Raw genomic sequence first — 16,448 nt, forward strand, 5'->3', positions numbered from 1 at the left:
ACGAAGTTGATGATATTAGCGACAGGCTTAACTTGCTCGGTAAGTGGATCGCCAGTATCAGTAAGATCCTTGATAACTGGGATATTTACAACCGGCTTGTCGGGGTCAATGGTAATATCAGGGGTCTTACCGTTAGGGAAGTGGAAACCTTTAGGCAAGTCAAGGGAGATCGGGTCACCCGGGTTGCCAGAAACTCTCTTAGTAACGGGGTTGCCATCGGGGTCTTTAACCGGATTACCGTCTGGGTCAACGTAGTTGATGACGTTAGCGACAGGCTTAGTTTGCTTGGTAAGTGGATCGCCAGTATCAGTAAGATCCTTGATAACTGGGATATTTACAACCGGCTTGTCGGGATCAATAGAGATGTCTGGCGTCTTGCCATTAGGGAAGTGGAAGCCTTTAGGTAAGTCAAGGGTGATTGGGTCACCAGGATTACCAGAAACCTTCTTAGTAACGGGGTTACCATCAGGATCCTTAATCGGGTTGCCGTCTGGGTCAACGTAGTTGATGACGTTAGCGACGGGCTTAGTTCCTTCGGAAAGCGGGTCGCCAGTATCAGTAAGATCCTTGATAACTGGGACATTTACAACCGGCTTGTCGGGGTCAATGGTAATATCAGGGGTCTTACCATTAGGGAAGTGGAAACCTTTAGGCAAGTCAAGGGAGATCGGGTCACCCGGGTTGCCAGAAACTCTCTTAGTAACGGGGTTACCGTCAGGATCTTTAACTGGATTGCCATCTGGATCAACGAAGTTGATGATATTAGCGACAGGCTTAACTTGCTCGGTAAGTGGATCGCCAGTATCAGTAAGATCCTTAATAACTGGGATATTTACAACCGGCTTGTCGGGATCAATAGAGATGTCTGGCGTCTTACCGTTAGGGAAGTGGAAGCCTTTAGGCAAGTCAAGGGTGATTGGGTCACCAGGATTACCAGAAACCTTCTTAGTAACAGGGTTACCATCAGGATCTTTAACCGGGTTGCCATCTGGGTCAACAAAGTTGATGATATTAGCGACAGGCTTAACTTCATCGGTAAGCGGGGTACCAGTATCTGATTGACCACTTTGAGTATATAAAACATCAATTGTGCGTGAGGCAGCGTTAGCCGCATTTTCACTAGTTTCAGGAATAGTGTGTTGGTTCGTATCCACTAGTTGATAATTTTTAATATTAGGTGAAGCGACTGCCTCAAATTCAAAATTGGTATCAGCGGGATTTGTTATTCCAGATTTGATAATTTGATTATCTTTTACAATAGCATATGATGGCGTACCACCAGCAAATACATGGTTGGTGATGTTTTCAGTTTTATAAAGTGAATTAGGTACTTCTGGGTAGTATAAAAAACCATCCGCATATTTCCCTCCTTCAGGATCGGGACCGACAGTCGAATATACGTTTGGGCTAATATATAGACGCACTGTTTGGTTAGAGTCAGTAAACTTGACGTTCCCTATATCATCAGAAAAAGAAGAGTTTAACTGCCAATGATAAGTTATCCCCCCTATTTCAGGATCACTCCAGTGTATAGAAGTAGATTGTAATTCTTGGCCTAGGGCTTGTTCATCAAATTGTAATGTAGATCCTACTGGCTGTGTAATATGGTATGTTTGAATAACCTTATCTTTAAGTGGATAATTTTCTGCATATTCATAAAGATTATTTATATTGCCAACTCCACTGGCGATTTTTGTGAAATCTACAGAACGAATTTCAATAGTAACTGTACTTGTTTGATAGTAAGGAACTAATGATTGTGTTTGGATATTAGCACTAGCAAGTTCTTTCCCTGTTGTTTTATCCTTATAATTAATCGTTTGGGTGACTTCCTTAATGCTATTAAAATCAACCATGGTATCTGGAAGTGCCTCTTCAACTATGCTGCTAGTAGAAACAGGTTGATAATAAACATCAATTATCTGGGATTGACCATCAGCTAATGATTGGCTATTCGCGGGAATTATTAGTTGATTAGGATCTTCCAATTTGTAATTTTTGATATACGGTGATTTGACTTCATTAAAGTAGAAGTTAATATCATTACCACTGAGTCTAACTTCTCGTAGGATATTGTCCCCATCTACTCGTGCATAATATTTTTTTGCATTATCTAAATTCACTATTTTTTCAGTTTTATACATTGATGTTGGCAAGTTAGCATAGGTAGTGCTATTCCCATCATCATAAGTGTCTGGAGTAACTTTAATTGTAAATGAGATATCACTATAGATATTACCATCGATTTTATATGTGGCTAGGTGTGAAGTATCCTGGACATGCCAGTGATTTGCGCCCTCAATCCCTGGAGTAGTGCTTACCGCGTCTTGAAAGCTTTTTGCGACTGCTGCAAAATCAAATTGTAAGGTTGATCCAGCACCTTGATAAATATCATAGGTTTGAATTACTTGACCAGCATTAGGATTATTTTTATTCTTTGAAGAATCATCAACGATATATTTCAGTGTGACTTTCCTAGTGTCGTACCATGGCACTAAGAATGAGGTTTGATTATTAGAAGGAGCAATTTCTTCGCCAGTTGTTCGATCCTTATAATTAATCGTTTGGTTTATTTCTTTAATATTATTATAATCAATAAAACTATCATTATAATCTAATGTTTGCTTAAAGATATCTTCAACTGTTTTACCAGCTGCGTTAGTTTCGTTACTGGTTTGTGTATTTTGGCTTGCTGTTTCAGTAGTATTATCATTTGATGCAGTTGTGCTTTGGGCATCACTACTAGTTCCTGTGCTTGAATTAGAAAGACTATTCGTAGTTTGAATGCTTTCACTAGTTACATTTGTGTCTGATGCATGTGCAGTCTGAGCATTAAGTAAAATTACCCCACTTAATGCAATTGAACATGCACTGATTATCATTTTCTTATTAGTCATTTGCCATCTCCCCTTAATATACAGATTTACATAAAAATGTAAAATAACTACCAATAAGATTACAAATAATATATCAATAACTTATTATTCTAACAATGCTTTTGGCGCTTAATTATAAAACAAAATTAACGCCATTAACTAAATGTATTGGGGTAATTTGATTAAAAAAGCAAACGATAAATATGAGAATAATTAACTTTTAAAAGCGCTTTCAATTATAGGAAAATGATGATATATTTAAAAATTACGGCCAAAATTAAAAAATAACATCAAAAAATGTGATTAAGATAAATTTAGACTCAGCAATTTTTGTGGGTGGGTAAAATTGAAAATAATATCGGGGTAGTGTTGATGTCATTAAACCTAACAAAATTGGTTTAATTAACCGATGGGGAATCGATTGTTATAAATAATCTAAAATCCGGACTACGGTTTCTGATTGATTCAAAAATCATAGTCTGGATTTTGAAGTTAGAGAGTTAAAAAAGTAAATTTCATAATTATGTACAGGAAAACTTCCAGAAATATGTTGACTTGTGTAACATCTGTTGTTAGTATGATTAAAAATAAATTAAAATTGAGTTAGAAAAGATGAGTAATTATTTTACGTCCAATACAGAGAGCCATAGGAGCTGAGAAATGGTAGGAAACGAAATAATGAAGATGGTCTTTGGTTAATTGAGAGGATGAACTTAGATTAAAAGCAAATTCTCTACGGGGTAGCAACCGTTATCTATGCTTCTAATTTCAAGCTGAGATTAGAATGGAGGGTACTTTTGTACTGAAGACAGGGTGGTAACACGTTATTAGCGTCCCTAAGAGCACGATTGAGGTGTTCTTAGGGACGTTTTTCTTTTCTGGCAAAGGAGGAAGAAAATGAAACGAAAGAGAAGAACAGGATTAATTATTTTTAGTATTTTAGTAATTATTGTAGCAGTTGGGATTGGTGGTATTATTCACCAGCGTTTTGATAAAACCTCAACTAAAACTGTTCGTTTAGGATTAGTAGGGACAGATTCGGAACCAGTCTGGGATAATGTTCGTAAAAGATTGAAGAAACAAGGAATCAATATTGAGTATGTGGTTTTCAATGACTATGTTCAGCCAGACGTTGCGTTAAAGGAAGGTAAAATTGATATGCATTCATGTTTAACGCGTTATTATTTTGAATCATATAACAAAGAGCAAAACGCACACTTAACATCAATTGGAAATACTGTGATTTCACCATTAGGAGTTTATTCCCACAAGTATCAAAAAATTCAAGATCTTCCGGAAGGAGCAACGATCGCAATTCCTAATGAACCCACAACGCTTGGACGAGGGTTAAATGTCTTGCAGTCGGCTGGCTTAATTAAAGTAAAGAAAGGAAGTGGAATTAAGCCATCCTTAAAAGATATTGTAAGTAATCCTAAGCATTTACAATTTAAAGAGGTTGATCCTGCAACGACTGCGCGAGCATTAAATTCGGTTGATGCCTCAATTATAAATGGAAATTATGCAGTAGCGGCAAAGTTAAACCCAAAGAAGGATTCAATTTATCTTGAACCAGTTAATAAAGCTGCAAAACCATATGTTAATATTATTGCGGTTCAAGAAAAGAATAAGGATAATAAAGTATATAAGGAGATTGTAAAAGCATATCAGACAGAGCAAACTGAAAAAGCTATTAACAAGACATATAAGGGTGCACAAGAAGCGGCATGGCTAATCTATGGTCGTAATTAAGAAAGGATGATATATATATGAGTTTAGACACAGCGATATTTGCAGGCGGGTGCTTTTGGTGCATGGTTCAGCCATTTGATACTTATCCGGGAATTGACAAAGTTGAATCGGGTTACACTGGTGGACATGTTGCCAATCCAACCTATGAGCAGGTATGTTCTGGAACAACAGGCCATACAGAAGCAGTAAAGATTACTTTTGATCCTGATAAAATTTCATACAAAGACTTAGTAGAGATTTATTGGCACCAAACTGATCCGACTGATGCAAGTGGTCAATTCCAGGATCGGGGAGATAATTATCGTCCTGTAATTTTCGTTAAAAATGATGAGCAGCGTAAAATTGCAGAAGAATCGAAAAAGGCTTTACAGGAAAGCGGCCGTTTTGGCGATGCAAAGATTGTAACAACAATTGAGGATGCACAACCTTTCTATCCCGCAGAAGACTATCATCAAGACTTTTATAAGAAAGATCCGCAACGTTTTGCCTTAGAAGAAGCTGGTGGCCGGCAACAATTTATTGAGAAGTATTGGAAAAATAATTAATTATGAGAGACAAACAATCAATTAAGGACGATATTGTCCAACAATTAGCAACAGTTATTGATCCTGAACTTCATATTGATATTGTTAATTTGGGCCTCGTTTATACAATTGATCTCGATAACGATGGAATATGTTTGATTGAAATGACGCTAACGACAATGGGATGTCCGTTGACAAATGTGCTGGCTGACATGGTAGTTAAAGCGGTAAGAGAGGTTCCAGAGGTGAAAAACGTTGATGTGGAATTTGTCTGGGAACCAGCTTGGACGATTGATCGGATGAGCCGTTTTGCTAAATTATCGTTAGGGGTTCATTGATATTTGAATAATTGGATAAGGGAATAAAGGCTTTTCATTACGGAAAGTCTTTTATTTTTACCTTCAAAAAACAGATCTGTGCTAAAAATATAAAGTTTTTGAAAAAAATTTAAAAAGAGTGGAAAAAAGGTAGTAAAGTTATTTATTATAATAGGTAGTTATTTAGACAAGGAGCATGCTTATGGCGAGTGTAGAAACTAATAGTGATTCACTTGATGTTACTCAAGTCATCAATCAACAAATTATTACAAAGATAAAGTATTTGCGACGCTTTAATGATGCAATCTCAAACCATCGTGATCGGGAAATCTACCAATTACTAGATAACCAACGCTATGCTAAAGAGATTGAGCATCGAGAACAACAACCAAATGATAAAGGTGTAATGAACCTAGTCGATGATTTGGCTGATCAATTAAGTAATTACCTTAGTGAAAACTTAATTAAATATTTGGGTAAAACCTATCCTTTCTTCTATTATGAAGAATATCAAACTGGTCACTACCGGATTTATTTTGGTAACTGGTGGGATCGCCGTCAATTTGGTGAATTAGACGTTTTGAATGTTCGCTTTTCTTTTGATCAAACAGAATATGATAAATTACGGACGGCTTTTGAATTAGCGCGTGACAATAAACGTTACAATAGTGACCGGATTAGTAAAATCTCTAGTGAAAATGACCGTCTCCAAGATTTGATTGATCATCAACGAGAACGTGAGGAACGTAAAGAAGCTCTTCAAGAACAATTAAAAGAAATTAGTTCACGGTCTGGCATTTGGGAATCAAGTCGTAACAAGGAAAGTCGCCAGGAACTGGTTGAGCAGCTGCAAAAGTTAGAGGACCAAGAAGAAGAATCTCGTAATGCAGCCCAAACTATTAAGGATAATGAACGCGTTGTCCTATCCTTATCAAAAGAAAATACGATTTTAAGTTATGAACAAAAGAGCATTATCGATACTTTTGGCAGCTTTGAAGATTTCGAATTAGCTAATCGCAATTTATATGCTAATTATTTAGCCAGTTTAAATGGATCAGAAGGAAAGCAGGTGGACGACGATGAGCAATAATCGAATCGTAACTTCTCCTAGTGAACGGGTCCAAGCTCTTTCTGATTCATTTAAGGATGTTTTAAGTCTTGGACAAAGGTATGTTGACCTTTTAGACCAGTTAGCCCAGACCAAGGATGCTAAGAATTTATTATCAGCTACTAATAAACTAGCAAAATTGGACTTGGCGAATGCATTTATTGATTTCCCACCACATTATAAAGCGGCTGACTATTATCTGATTTTTATGGATCGCCTATTAAAAATGCATGGTGATACAGCTGTTAACGTTGCAGAAAATGAATTAAATCATGAATTTGAAGCGACTGTTGCGGCTATTGGCAGTGAAGCTGTTTTTAAATTTGAAGTTGATAGTCGAGGAGAAGCGGCTTTTACAGAGCAAAGTCAGCACGAACCACTTTTCTACCTGAGTTTAGAAGATAAATTAATGCAATTTAATAACCGCGCATTAGTAAATTATTTTATCGTTTATGCGCTTAAACAGCATACTGACCTTGAATTACGTGATGCGGTTAAACCTCTGATTGATTTTGCTAAATACTTGCAAAAAGATCTTGATTTCACGATTGATCTAGGCATTTTAGCAACTGCAAATGATCGCCGCTTTATGTTGAATAAGCCTGAACTTCCACTGACAGTAATTGATCGTTTATTTGTTGCGACTGCTGATGAAGATTATATGTTGATGAATTTGCCACGGAACAATGGGGCTGAGTTACTATTAGATCAAGGTACAAAACTTGACATTGCTTTTGACCCGGACGATTATAGTCAAGAGTGGGCCTTCTTGGTGAAAGATTCTGATGAGCAAATTTCATTCTTTGATGTATTGCTTCATTACGACCTGGTTCGCGAGTGGTATTTGGCAAACCGCTCAGCCCTGGCTGTCAGAACGGATCATATGGAGATCGTTGATGAAGAACCACCAGCAATGACAGAGGTAGTAGAAGATGAATCTTCAAATGAACCATCTTCTGCTGAACCATCAGAAGATCCAGCTCCTGATGAGGAAGAATAAGAAGCAGATTTTATTGTGGAGGCACAGCAATGTTAGATATTACTAAAATGCTTCACCAAATTATCGATTTAGAATTAAAGATTGATGATGAAAAGGAATTAATGATTGGGCCAGAAACAAGAAAGCAAACAATTTTTGTTGACCTTGATATTTCTTTATCAAATATAGCTGAAGCAGCAGGGTGGTATAAGGTAGTTAATCCTAGAGAAGCAGACAAAGAAGATTTGCTAAAATCGTATGTTCAATCGGTAGCGCTACTTTTATTGTATAGTGCAAAGATGCAATGGACACACCTGGTTGTACTCGATGATCAAGCCTGGCAACGGATTACGGATGCAAAAAGCTCTACAAAGTTAGCAGACCTTAATAAATCATATCTGGCAATTAAACACTTCTTGAGTGATGCCTATTTCAATCATCAACAAGAAAGCTTTCGGCATGCTTGGCATCTTTTATTAAAAATGGGAATTAACGATTGGCAATTAACGCCTGACCAGATTTCTAGTGCTTATCAAGCAATGATTAATCAATATTAGAATAAAAAAGCGAGAGGTCGAGGAATTTTCCCCGGCCTCTCGTGTTGAACGGAATATAAGATTAAGCTTTTCGATCTCGTAAGCGATTGGTAGTTGCACTATGTTTACCAGTTTCTTGGTTACTAAGACTGCCAAACATAAATTCACCAATTACCGACGCAACCAAAATTAAAACAATAATAAGAAATGGTAGCATAATAATCACCTCAAAAAGCAATCTCTATATTCATTATTATTAAAAATGTTTATTTTTGCAACGAAAGTGTAATATATGAGGACGTATTTAAGAAATACTTAAAAAATAAAAGTGGAAAATTAGAAAATTATCCCTAATTTTATATTGAGACAACTAAAAAAGAGGATAAGGAAACAAAAATGTTTCTCTATCCTCTTTTTAAAATAGCGTTTATATGGAGCGAGCGAGACTTGAACTCGCAACCCTCGGTTTAGAAGACCGATGCTCTATCCAGTTGAGCTACCGCTCCAAACAGATTTAAGTATATAATTTTCACTACAAAGTTGTCAATGGTAATAATCTGATATAATTATTTTATTAAGATAAAGTCGGCACTTTCGTTGACAAAACGCTTTCATGACAACTATACTTTAAATATAGTAGAAGTACGAAAGTAGAAAGGACTTAAGCTGTATGATGGAAGGATGATGATTAAATGGCTGCTAATAAGACAGACCCGCGTGTAATTAAAACACGTAATAGTCTGCGCAAAGCTCTTGTATATCTGATGAGACGTGAAAAGCTTGAAGATATTAGCGTCCAAAAGATTACTGAAACTGCCAACATCACCCGAGGAACTTTCTATCTTCACTATAAGGATAAACAAGATTTTATTCAGTCAGCAATCCAAGAGATTATTGACGATTTCTTCAACCAAGTAATGATCGATAGTAATTTTTCGAAAGAACGGACGGTAAAGGTGTTTTCACTCCGCAAAGCATTTCAGTATATCGAAAATAACGCCGATATTTTTGATGTTCTATTAAATAATGAAAAGAATAACTTCTTTTATGAACAACTCTACAATCGGTTAGCAAATGAGATGACACACTTTAATGAGCAAGTGAATAAGAACCAACAGTTGAAAGTCCCGCTTAATTTGCAGATTTCCTTTATTGACTCAGCATTTCTTGGCCTAGTAAGTCGATGGCTAGAAGATGGCATGATTTATACTCCACGTTACATGACACAAAGCGTGGCAAAAATGTTGGATCAGTTTAGTAGCGAGAATGTTTCTTTGGTTAATTTTTTTGATGGTGAATTAGAAGGAACTTTAGAAAAGATTTAATAGCTACTATAAGAAAAGAGGCTTTGAAAAAACTTTTTTCAAGGTCTTTTTTCGTTATATAAAGTAGAGATTATGGTTGACGAAGAGAATAATATTTGATATTATACAAACGTTGTATTTGTGAACCAACAACTACAACCGCGCGTTATTAAGTCTAAAGCTTATTTAGCTGCTTAGTACGGCGAGTCTGAGATATTAAGGAGGTGCACAAAGTATGTACGCAATTATCGTTACTGGTGGTAAGCAATACAAGGTAGAAGAAGGTGCTTCTATCTATGTTGAAAAGCTTGATGCTAAGGAAGGTGACAAGGTAACTTTCGATCAAGTTATCTTTGTCGGTGGAGACGACACTAAGATCGGTACTCCTGTAGTTGACGGTGCTTCTGTTGAAGGTACTGTTGATAAGCAAGGTAAGGAAAAGAAGGTTGTTACCTTCAAGTACAAGCCTAAGAAGCACACTCACACTAAGCAAGGTCACCGTCAACCTTACACTAAGGTTACTATCAACAAGATCAACGCTTAATGTGGAGGTGAGATCATGATTCGAGCACAGTTTACTTTAGATTCGAATCAGCGGATCACTTCTTTTAAAATGACTGGGCATGCTGACTCTGGTCCATATGGGCAGGATATTGTTTGTGCCGCAGTTTCTGCATTATCTATTTCAACGGTGAACGGGCTTGAACAAGTTGTTCATACAAAGCCTCACCTTAAACAAGATAATGATAATGGTGGCTTTCTAGAAGTTACAGGATTAGACCTTGGTCATGATAGTCAGATCCTTCTCAAAACTTTGTTAAATGGATTATGTGATATCCAGGAGAGCTATCCACAAAACATTGAAGTAAAAATGTTTAATTAAAGTTCATTGCTGGAGGTGAACAACTATGATTATGAATTTGCAATTCTTCTCCCACCACAAGGGGGGTGGTTCCACTGCTAACGGTCGGAACTCAGCTGGTCGTCGTCTTGGTACTAAGGCTGCTGATGGTTCAATCGTAACTGCTGGATCAATCATCTACCGTCAACGTGGTACTCACATCAACCCAGGTGAAAACGTGGGTCGTGGTGGAGACGATACATTATACGCTAAGGTAGCCGGTGTTGTTAAATTTGAACGCATGGGTCGCAGTAAGCGTAAGGTATCAGTTTACCCAGTTGCCGAATAATTATAAAAAGACTACTTTTCTCCGTGAAATAGTAGTCTTTTTATTTTTAAAATAATTTTACATTATATGTTAATCTATAATGTAAGAATATAATTAACCCACAATTGAAGGGAGCATAATGTTTAATGACGATTGTTGATAAAGCTAAAGAAGTCCAAGAAAAAATTATTGCTGCATGCAAGCGAAGCGGTCGAGATCCCCAAGACGTTCAACTGTTACCAGTTAGTAAAAATCATCCGGCGGCAGACATTGCAGAACTCTACAAAGCAGGATGGAACAATTTTGGTGAGAATTATGTTCAGGAATTAGCCAAAAAGCATGATGAATTACCAGCAGACATTAACTGGTATATGATTGGCCACCTTCAACGTAATAAGGTTAAATACATTGCTGATTACGTTACAATGATTCAATCGGTTGACTCCCTTAAGCTAATGAATACGATCGAAAAAGAAGGAAGAAAGCACGATCGAATAATTCCGATTCTAATTGAAGTTAATGTTGGAGAAGAAGAGAGTAAATTTGGGGTTAAGCCAACTTTGCAAGATTGCATGGAATTAGCTGAGGCCAGTCTTCAATTGTCACATGTAAAGTTGCGGGGATTAATGACTAGTGCTCCCTATTATGATGACCTAGAAAAAACACGGCCGATTTTTCGCCGACTACGTGAATTGCGCGATGAAATGAACAACCAAAATGATCAATTAAAATTAGATGTTCTTAGTATGGGGATGACTCATGATTATGAAATAGCGGTAGAAGAAGGGTCAACCTGTGTGCGGGTTGGGACAGCTATCTTTGGCCCTCGTGATTACTCTAACCGGCAGTATTAAAGGAAATGTACTATGTCTAGAATTAAACGTCTACAGAAAAAATTTGAAAAATTATATATCGATGCATTTTTGGTAACGGATGAAAAAAACATTTATTACCTTACTGGTTTTAACCTTATGGAAGGCGATGGATGCCTCTTAGTAACAAAAGATAATGCAATTATTATTACTGATGACCGGTACCAACTTGCATTAGAAGAATTTGAAAATGATGAAGTTGTGGGAATGATTACCCGTGACTATTACGGTTCACTTAATAAGATATGTCAGGGGATGAAAGTGACAGTTCTTGGATATGAAGACACAGTTACTTACGCCTTATTTGATGTGCTTGATGAGCAGATGACGGCAGATCTTGTTCCCTTCCACCAACAACTTGAACGGATGCGAATGATTAAAGATAGTGATGAAGTAAATGCTTTGCGGGCTTCTGCAGACTTACATTCAGCAGGATACCAGTACCTTTTAGAAAATGTTCACGCTGGGATGACAGAGCGCCATGTTGCGAACTTGCTTGATTTTTGGATGAAGGAACATGGAGCAAGCGGGGCCTCTTTTCCAACAATTATCGCTAGTGGCAAAAATGCGGCTAAACCGCATGCGACGGCTTCAAAAAAGGTGATTGAAGACGGCGATATTGTTACTGTTGATTTTGGCTACTACTTTAATGGCTATACGGCAGACATGACCAGAACATTTGCCGTTGGTTCAATTGATCCAGAATTACGTGATGTTTATCAAATTGTCAATGAGGCGCGTGAAGCTGTAATTCAAGCTGCTCATGTTGGGCAACGAGGAGATCAACTTGACTTTGCGGGACGGCAATTAATCGAAATAGCAGGTTATGGGGATGAATTCAACCATGGAATGGGGCATGGAATAGGCTTATCAGTTCATGAATTGCCTGCTAGCTATGGACCCAGTGCTCAAAATATTAAATTGCGGAACAATGAAGTTATCACTGTTGAACCTGGTATCTATATTCCTGAAATTGGCGGGGTCCGGATAGAAGATGATATTCTGGTTACTCACGGTGGAGTTGAAGTGCTGACGAAGGCGCCAACTGACCTAATAATCGTAGGAAAATAGTATGCAACTTATTACTCTGTATAATAATATTAATCAACAGGGAATGACAGCAATTAGAAATCATCAAGAACAGCTAGATCGTAACTTGCTAAATCCTGATAAAGATATGCGGCGAGGACTGACGCTTACTGCTTCACTTCCTGCGCATGTTAGCCGCAATATTATGTTTTGTCTGCAAAAATTGGCTGCAATTGAACCCAACCAATACTTCTATCCTCCGTCTGACCTGCATATTACGATTATTGACCTTATTGCAGCTAGCTCTGACTTTTCGCTCTTAACATTTGAAGAGGAAAAATATAAAAACGTAGTAGGGCAGATTATTTCACAAATTGGACCGATTCACTGGCGCTTAGCAGGAATGCTCACTAGTTCAGGAGCGCTTCTTGTAAAAGGGTATTATTCAGCAGAATTATCAACTTTACGCAATACGCTTAGGAAAGAACTGCCGTTACATGACTTGTTGCTAAAAGAACGATATCCAACAATTTCAGGACATGTGACGGTTGCACGGTATACTAGTCCTATTCAGCAGGCAGATCGTTTCTTGAAGACGTTAGAAGAATTTAAATCAATTAATTTCGGGCAATTTACCACATCTAGTCTCGATTTAGTCGTTCATGATTGGTATAATCATAATTCGCGGTTAATTTCTAAACTGTCGCTAGGTTCCTAATTGACCAAGTTGTTGCAATTTGTTCAAACATAGTGCAGAATAGAAATGATTACTATAATTAAGAGAAGAAATAAATTGGAGGGCTGACGATGGCTGAAGAATCAAAGATTGTTTTAAGTAGTGAGGACAAGTCACTCGGGACAATTCAAATTTCGCCACGAGTTTTAGAAATTATTGCGGGGATTGCCGCAAGTGAAATCGATGGTGTTTCAAAGATGTATGGTTCATTTGCAAATAGCGTAAGTGAACTTTTGGGACGCTCTGATCGCCGGCGTGGGGTAAAGCTTTCCAGCAATGATGAAAAATTATCACTTGATGTGGATGTTTATGTTGAATATGGTGTCTCTGTTCCTAAAGTAGCGGCAATGATTCAAGATAAGGTCAAACAACAAATTACATTAATGACTGATCTAAAAGTAAAAGAAGTTAATGTTCATATTAAGGGAATCGTAACATCTAAAGAAGACCAACAAGTAGACCCTAATGACTTGTTTGGCGAACATCTTAACGACGAGGCTGGTGAATAAAATGAGTTTGAACCGACACATGATTCGTGAGGAGGCTTTCCAAGTTCTCTTTGCTTTGCAATCAGATCCTGAAGCTGATGTTCAAACTGTATACGAGGCGATTCCTCATCATGATGAAAAGCAAATTCCGCCTTATTTATTAACTTTGGTAAATGGGGTGCGGGAACATCAAGATCAGCTTGACGAACAAATCAATGATCTCTTGGCAAGCGGATGGACGATTAACCGTTTAGCAAAGCCAGATTTAGTGATTTTACGGCTTGCTCTATTTGAAATTCAATACGCTGAAAATGTTCCAACAGTAGTAGCAATTAATGAAGCATTGGAACTTACGAAAACATTCAGTAGCGATAAGTCACGTAAATTTATCAATGGAGCCCTTGGTAAATTTGAAAAACAAGTCAACGAAAATAATTAATATTACTGTTAACAATAATTATGGGGTGGAAAAGCTGAAGTGATAAACTTCTGATTCCACTCCTTTTTTGCTTAAGCGCAATATTATTATGGTAGAATATAAAATGGAAATTTAACGAGGAGGAATCACTGTGACGACAATTATTGATGGCAAGGCCCTTGCTAAAAAGATCAACGCCCAGACGAAAGAACTAGTAGCACAGTTAAAAGAAAAACAAAATATAATCCCGGGAATTGCAGTCGTGATTGCTGGTGATGATGCAGCGAGCTTAATCTATACCCGAAACAAGCATAATAAGGCTATTAAGTTAGGAATCAATTCAGTTTTAAAAAAATTTCCTGCTGATGTTAGCCAAGATGAGCTGCTTGCTGAAATTGAAAAGCTGAATAATGATGACACAATTGATGCCATTCTCGTTCAACAACCTCTTCCTCCTCAATTGGATCCAGAAGTAATCACCAATGCTATATTGCCAGCTAAGGATGTTGATGGCCTTAATCCCCTAAACTTAGGGAAATTATTTGCTAATCAGCATGGTAATTATCCCGTGGCTTGTACACCTCGCGGAATTATGCGGATGTTAGCAGAATACAATATTGATTTACAAGGAAAAAATGCGGTTATTGTTGGCCGGAGTATTTTAGTTGGCAAGCCTCTTTTAGCTCTTTTAAATAACGCCAACGCAACTGTGACAATGGCTGGAAGAAGTACTAGGGACCTTTCTGCTTTAACGAAAACAGCAGATATCTTGATTGTGGCTACCGGTGTGCCTAACCTTATCAAGGCGACAGATGTGAAATCAGGAGCAGTAGTAATCGATGTAGGAATTAATCGTTTAAGCGATGGTAAATTGACGGGGGATGTTGACTTTGCAGCGGTAAAGGCAAAAGCTCAGGCAATCACTCCTGTTCCAGGTGGCGTAGGACCGATGACGATTGCAACGTTGATGGAACAAACAGTTGATTTAGCGCAGTGGAGGCACCATGGATAGAAGCCAGTATTTAACAGTTAGTGAACTAACTAAGTATTTGAAAATGAAGTTTGACCGGGATCCCTACTTACATACGGTTTATTTAACCGGCGAGCTTTCTAATTTTCGTTTACGGCAAAAGCATCAGTATTTTAGTTTAAAAGACGATAATGCCGTGATTGATGCTGTAATGTTTGAGCATCAATTTCGGAAAATTAAATTTACTCCTGAACAGGGGATGAAGGTTTGTGTAGTTGGTCATGTAAGCTTGTATGAAAAAAGTGGCCGTTACCAGATTTATATTGACCGGATGGAGCCAGATGGTCTGGGATCTTTATACTTAGCGTTTGAGCAACTAAAAAAGAAATTGAGTGCTGAAGGTCTATTTAATTTGCCTAAAAAACAGGTCCCAGTGTTTCCAAAACGAATTGCAGTTGTTACTAGTATTGATGGGGCTGTTATCCGGGATATTAATACGACTGTTCGGCGACGCTATCCAATTGCCCAAGTTGTTTTATACCCCACTGTTGTTCAAGGGGATAAGGCAGCGGCTGATATTGCTAGGCAAATTAACCGTGCCAATGACCGCGGAGATTTTGATACCCTTATTATCGGTCGTGGTGGGGGATCAATGGAAGACTTATGGCCTTTTAATGAAGAAGTAGTTGCCCGTGCAATTGCCAATAGCAAAATTCCGGTAATTTCATCAGTTGGTCACGAGACAGATACAACAATTGCCGATCTCGTAGCTGATCAACGCGCAGCAACCCCAACTGCTGCTGCTGAGTTAGCAACGCCGGTAAAATTAAACGATGTGTTACTGACGCTTAAAGATGATCAGAGTCGTTTATTAAATACGATGCGAACCAAAATTAATTTTGACCGCCAACAATTGAATAAGCAGCTGCAAAGCTATATTTTTCAGCAACCGGAAAGACTGTACGAAAATTATGCGCAAAAGGTTGACCAATTAACTCAACAGTTAGGTCAAGCAGCGCAAAATAAAATGCAAGACATGCGGATAAATGTGGAAAGATTAAGCGGGCGTTTGACGGCGGCTTCTCCACTGCACCGGGTTCAACAACAAGAACAGTTAGTTAATCAGTTGCAAAAACAATTAGTTACAGCCTCCCTTGCCAACCAAAATGAAAAGAAGCAACAAGTGACGACTCTTATTAAACAATTAGATTCACTGAGTCCCCTTAAAATTATGAGTCGGGGATATACGTATGTAACGAGTGATGAAAAGGTTATTAATCATGCCAGTCAATTAACGGTTGGGCAAAATGTTCACCTGCATTTTGATGACGGGGAAGTTCAAGCAGAAATAAAAAAGGTAAAGGAGCACTAAG

General features: G+C 37.8%; 19 protein-coding genes, 1 tRNA gene and 1 other annotated feature. Of the genes, 17 read left to right on the top strand and 3 right to left on the bottom strand.

From position 1 onward, the window contains the following. A partial coding sequence (locus LMB56_RS10020; RefSeq protein WP_229287864.1) for a MucBP domain-containing protein occupies nt 1-2,897 on the bottom strand: 2,897 nt, incomplete at its 3' end. Nucleotides 2,898-3,773: 876 nt separating this feature from the next. On the opposite strand from LMB56_RS10020, the gene LMB56_RS10025 reads away from it, so the two are divergent. From LMB56_RS10025 to LMB56_RS10050, 6 genes are all read left to right on the top strand, one after another. Then, nucleotides 3,774-4,625 (top strand): MetQ/NlpA family ABC transporter substrate-binding protein, encoded by an 852-nt coding sequence (locus tag LMB56_RS10025; RefSeq protein WP_229283967.1) that lies wholly within the window; start codon nt 3,774-3,776, stop codon nt 4,623-4,625. Nucleotides 4,626-4,642: 17 nt separating this feature from the next. Then, a complete protein-coding gene (gene msrA / locus LMB56_RS10030; RefSeq protein ID WP_229283968.1) occupies nt 4,643-5,170 on the top strand; it encodes a peptide-methionine (S)-S-oxide reductase MsrA in 528 nt (175 codons plus the stop codon). Between the two features lie 2 nt (nt 5,171-5,172). Then, the gene (locus LMB56_RS10035; RefSeq protein WP_042746122.1) at nt 5,173-5,487 is read left to right on the top strand and encodes a metal-sulfur cluster assembly factor; all 315 of its coding nucleotides are present in this window, start codon (nt 5,173-5,175) and stop codon (nt 5,485-5,487) included. 181 nt (nt 5,488-5,668) lie between these two features. After that, nucleotides 5,669-6,556 carry a hypothetical protein gene (locus LMB56_RS10040; protein WP_016496718.1) on the top strand — a complete coding sequence of 296 codons (888 nt, stop codon included), beginning with the start codon at nt 5,669-5,671 and terminating at the stop codon, nt 6,554-6,556. Beyond that, nucleotides 6,546-7,574 (top strand): hypothetical protein, encoded by a 1,029-nt coding sequence (locus tag LMB56_RS10045; protein WP_228341727.1) that lies wholly within the window; start codon nt 6,546-6,548, stop codon nt 7,572-7,574. The genes LMB56_RS10040 and LMB56_RS10045 overlap by 11 nt, the downstream gene beginning before the upstream one ends. 29 nt (nt 7,575-7,603) lie before the next feature. Further along, a complete protein-coding gene (locus LMB56_RS10050; protein WP_229283969.1) occupies nt 7,604-8,110 on the top strand; it encodes a hypothetical protein in 507 nt (168 codons plus the stop codon). Between the two features lie 61 nt (nt 8,111-8,171). On the opposite strand, the gene LMB56_RS10445 is transcribed toward LMB56_RS10050, so the two are convergent. Both LMB56_RS10445 and LMB56_RS10055 read right to left on the bottom strand, forming a co-directional pair. Continuing rightward, entirely contained in the window at nt 8,172-8,306 is a 135-nt protein-coding gene (locus tag LMB56_RS10445; protein WP_003664012.1) for a hypothetical protein, read from the bottom strand. 215 nt (nt 8,307-8,521) lie between these two features. After that, a tRNA-Arg gene (locus tag LMB56_RS10055) sits at nt 8,522-8,595 on the bottom strand. Nucleotides 8,596-8,781: 186 nt separating this feature from the next. Here LMB56_RS10055 and LMB56_RS10060 point away from each other — a divergent pair. From LMB56_RS10060 to xseA, 11 genes are all read left to right on the top strand, one after another. Next, nucleotides 8,782-9,414, top strand: coding sequence for a TetR/AcrR family transcriptional regulator (locus LMB56_RS10060; RefSeq protein WP_003668419.1), 633 nt, complete (start codon nt 8,782-8,784; stop codon nt 9,412-9,414). A 126-nt stretch (nt 9,415-9,540) separates the two neighbouring features. After that, nucleotides 9,541-9,613: a sequence feature (ribosomal protein L21 leader region), on the top strand. A gap of 15 nt (nt 9,614-9,628) precedes the next feature. Beyond that, complete coding sequence (gene rplU, locus LMB56_RS10065) at nt 9,629-9,937, top strand: 50S ribosomal protein L21 (RefSeq protein WP_003664009.1); 309 nt, start codon at nt 9,629-9,631, stop codon at nt 9,935-9,937. A 15-nt stretch (nt 9,938-9,952) separates the two neighbouring features. Beyond that, nucleotides 9,953-10,276, top strand: coding sequence for a ribosomal-processing cysteine protease Prp (locus tag LMB56_RS10070; protein ID WP_153700804.1), 324 nt, complete (start codon nt 9,953-9,955; stop codon nt 10,274-10,276). A 25-nt stretch (nt 10,277-10,301) separates the two neighbouring features. Then, nucleotides 10,302-10,583 (top strand): 50S ribosomal protein L27, encoded by a 282-nt coding sequence (rpmA, locus tag LMB56_RS10075; RefSeq protein WP_019254008.1) that lies wholly within the window; start codon nt 10,302-10,304, stop codon nt 10,581-10,583. 125 nt (nt 10,584-10,708) lie between these two features. Further along, nucleotides 10,709-11,416: a YggS family pyridoxal phosphate-dependent enzyme gene (locus tag LMB56_RS10080; protein WP_229283970.1), complete on the top strand. Its 708-nt coding sequence runs from the start codon at nt 10,709-10,711 to the stop codon at nt 11,414-11,416. A 12-nt stretch (nt 11,417-11,428) separates the two neighbouring features. Next, the gene (locus LMB56_RS10085; RefSeq protein ID WP_229283971.1) at nt 11,429-12,505 is read left to right on the top strand and encodes a M24 family metallopeptidase; all 1,077 of its coding nucleotides are present in this window, start codon (nt 11,429-11,431) and stop codon (nt 12,503-12,505) included. A 1-nt stretch (nt 12,506) separates the two neighbouring features. Next, nucleotides 12,507-13,181, top strand: coding sequence for a 2'-5' RNA ligase family protein (locus LMB56_RS10090; protein ID WP_153703400.1), 675 nt, complete (start codon nt 12,507-12,509; stop codon nt 13,179-13,181). Between the two features lie 89 nt (nt 13,182-13,270). Continuing rightward, on the top strand, nt 13,271-13,708 hold the full coding sequence (locus tag LMB56_RS10095; protein ID WP_003663867.1) for an Asp23/Gls24 family envelope stress response protein: 438 nt from the start codon (nt 13,271-13,273) through the stop codon (nt 13,706-13,708). A 1-nt stretch (nt 13,709) separates the two neighbouring features. Further along, complete coding sequence (gene nusB / locus LMB56_RS10100; protein WP_229283972.1) at nt 13,710-14,126, top strand: transcription antitermination factor NusB; 417 nt, start codon at nt 13,710-13,712, stop codon at nt 14,124-14,126. Nucleotides 14,127-14,256: 130 nt separating this feature from the next. Further along, complete coding sequence (locus LMB56_RS10105; RefSeq protein WP_229283973.1) at nt 14,257-15,117, top strand: bifunctional 5,10-methylenetetrahydrofolate dehydrogenase/5,10-methenyltetrahydrofolate cyclohydrolase; 861 nt, start codon at nt 14,257-14,259, stop codon at nt 15,115-15,117. Then, nucleotides 15,110-16,447 carry an exodeoxyribonuclease VII large subunit gene (xseA, locus tag LMB56_RS10110; RefSeq protein ID WP_229283974.1) on the top strand — a complete coding sequence of 446 codons (1,338 nt, stop codon included), beginning with the start codon at nt 15,110-15,112 and terminating at the stop codon, nt 16,445-16,447. The genes LMB56_RS10105 and xseA overlap by 8 nt, the downstream gene beginning before the upstream one ends. Nucleotide 16,448 lies beyond the last annotated feature (1 nt).

The organism is Limosilactobacillus reuteri (assembly GCF_020785355.1).
Classification (GTDB): domain Bacteria; phylum Bacillota; class Bacilli; order Lactobacillales; family Lactobacillaceae; genus Limosilactobacillus; species Limosilactobacillus reuteri_I.

What these genes read in the sequence shown, in the direction of transcription:
- rplU (WP_003664009.1), top strand. Translation starts at nt 9,629, where the DNA reads ATGTACGCAATTATCGTTACTGGTGGTAAGCAATACAAGGTAGAAGAA.
- LMB56_RS10095 (WP_003663867.1), top strand. Translation starts at nt 13,271, where the DNA reads ATGGCTGAAGAATCAAAGATTGTTTTAAGTAGTGAGGACAAGTCACTC.
- LMB56_RS10025 (WP_229283967.1), top strand. Translation starts at nt 3,774, where the DNA reads ATGAAACGAAAGAGAAGAACAGGATTAATTATTTTTAGTATTTTAGTA.
- nusB (WP_229283972.1), top strand. Translation starts at nt 13,710, where the DNA reads ATGAGTTTGAACCGACACATGATTCGTGAGGAGGCTTTCCAAGTTCTC.
- rpmA (WP_019254008.1), top strand. Translation starts at nt 10,302, where the DNA reads ATGATTATGAATTTGCAATTCTTCTCCCACCACAAGGGGGGTGGTTCC.
- msrA (WP_229283968.1), top strand. Translation starts at nt 4,643, where the DNA reads ATGAGTTTAGACACAGCGATATTTGCAGGCGGGTGCTTTTGGTGCATG.
- LMB56_RS10090 (WP_153703400.1), top strand. Translation starts at nt 12,507, where the DNA reads ATGCAACTTATTACTCTGTATAATAATATTAATCAACAGGGAATGACA.
- LMB56_RS10045 (WP_228341727.1), top strand. Translation starts at nt 6,546, where the DNA reads ATGAGCAATAATCGAATCGTAACTTCTCCTAGTGAACGGGTCCAAGCT.
- LMB56_RS10085 (WP_229283971.1), top strand. Translation starts at nt 11,429, where the DNA reads ATGTCTAGAATTAAACGTCTACAGAAAAAATTTGAAAAATTATATATC.
- LMB56_RS10080 (WP_229283970.1), top strand. Translation starts at nt 10,709, where the DNA reads ATGACGATTGTTGATAAAGCTAAAGAAGTCCAAGAAAAAATTATTGCT.
- xseA (WP_229283974.1), top strand. Translation starts at nt 15,110, where the DNA reads ATGGATAGAAGCCAGTATTTAACAGTTAGTGAACTAACTAAGTATTTG.
- LMB56_RS10060 (WP_003668419.1), top strand. Translation starts at nt 8,782, where the DNA reads ATGGCTGCTAATAAGACAGACCCGCGTGTAATTAAAACACGTAATAGT.
- LMB56_RS10445 (WP_003664012.1), bottom strand. Translation starts at nt 8,306, where the DNA reads ATGCTACCATTTCTTATTATTGTTTTAATTTTGGTTGCGTCGGTAATT.
- LMB56_RS10035 (WP_042746122.1), top strand. Translation starts at nt 5,173, where the DNA reads ATGAGAGACAAACAATCAATTAAGGACGATATTGTCCAACAATTAGCA.
- LMB56_RS10070 (WP_153700804.1), top strand. Translation starts at nt 9,953, where the DNA reads ATGATTCGAGCACAGTTTACTTTAGATTCGAATCAGCGGATCACTTCT.
- LMB56_RS10040 (WP_016496718.1), top strand. Translation starts at nt 5,669, where the DNA reads ATGGCGAGTGTAGAAACTAATAGTGATTCACTTGATGTTACTCAAGTC.
- LMB56_RS10050 (WP_229283969.1), top strand. Translation starts at nt 7,604, where the DNA reads ATGTTAGATATTACTAAAATGCTTCACCAAATTATCGATTTAGAATTA.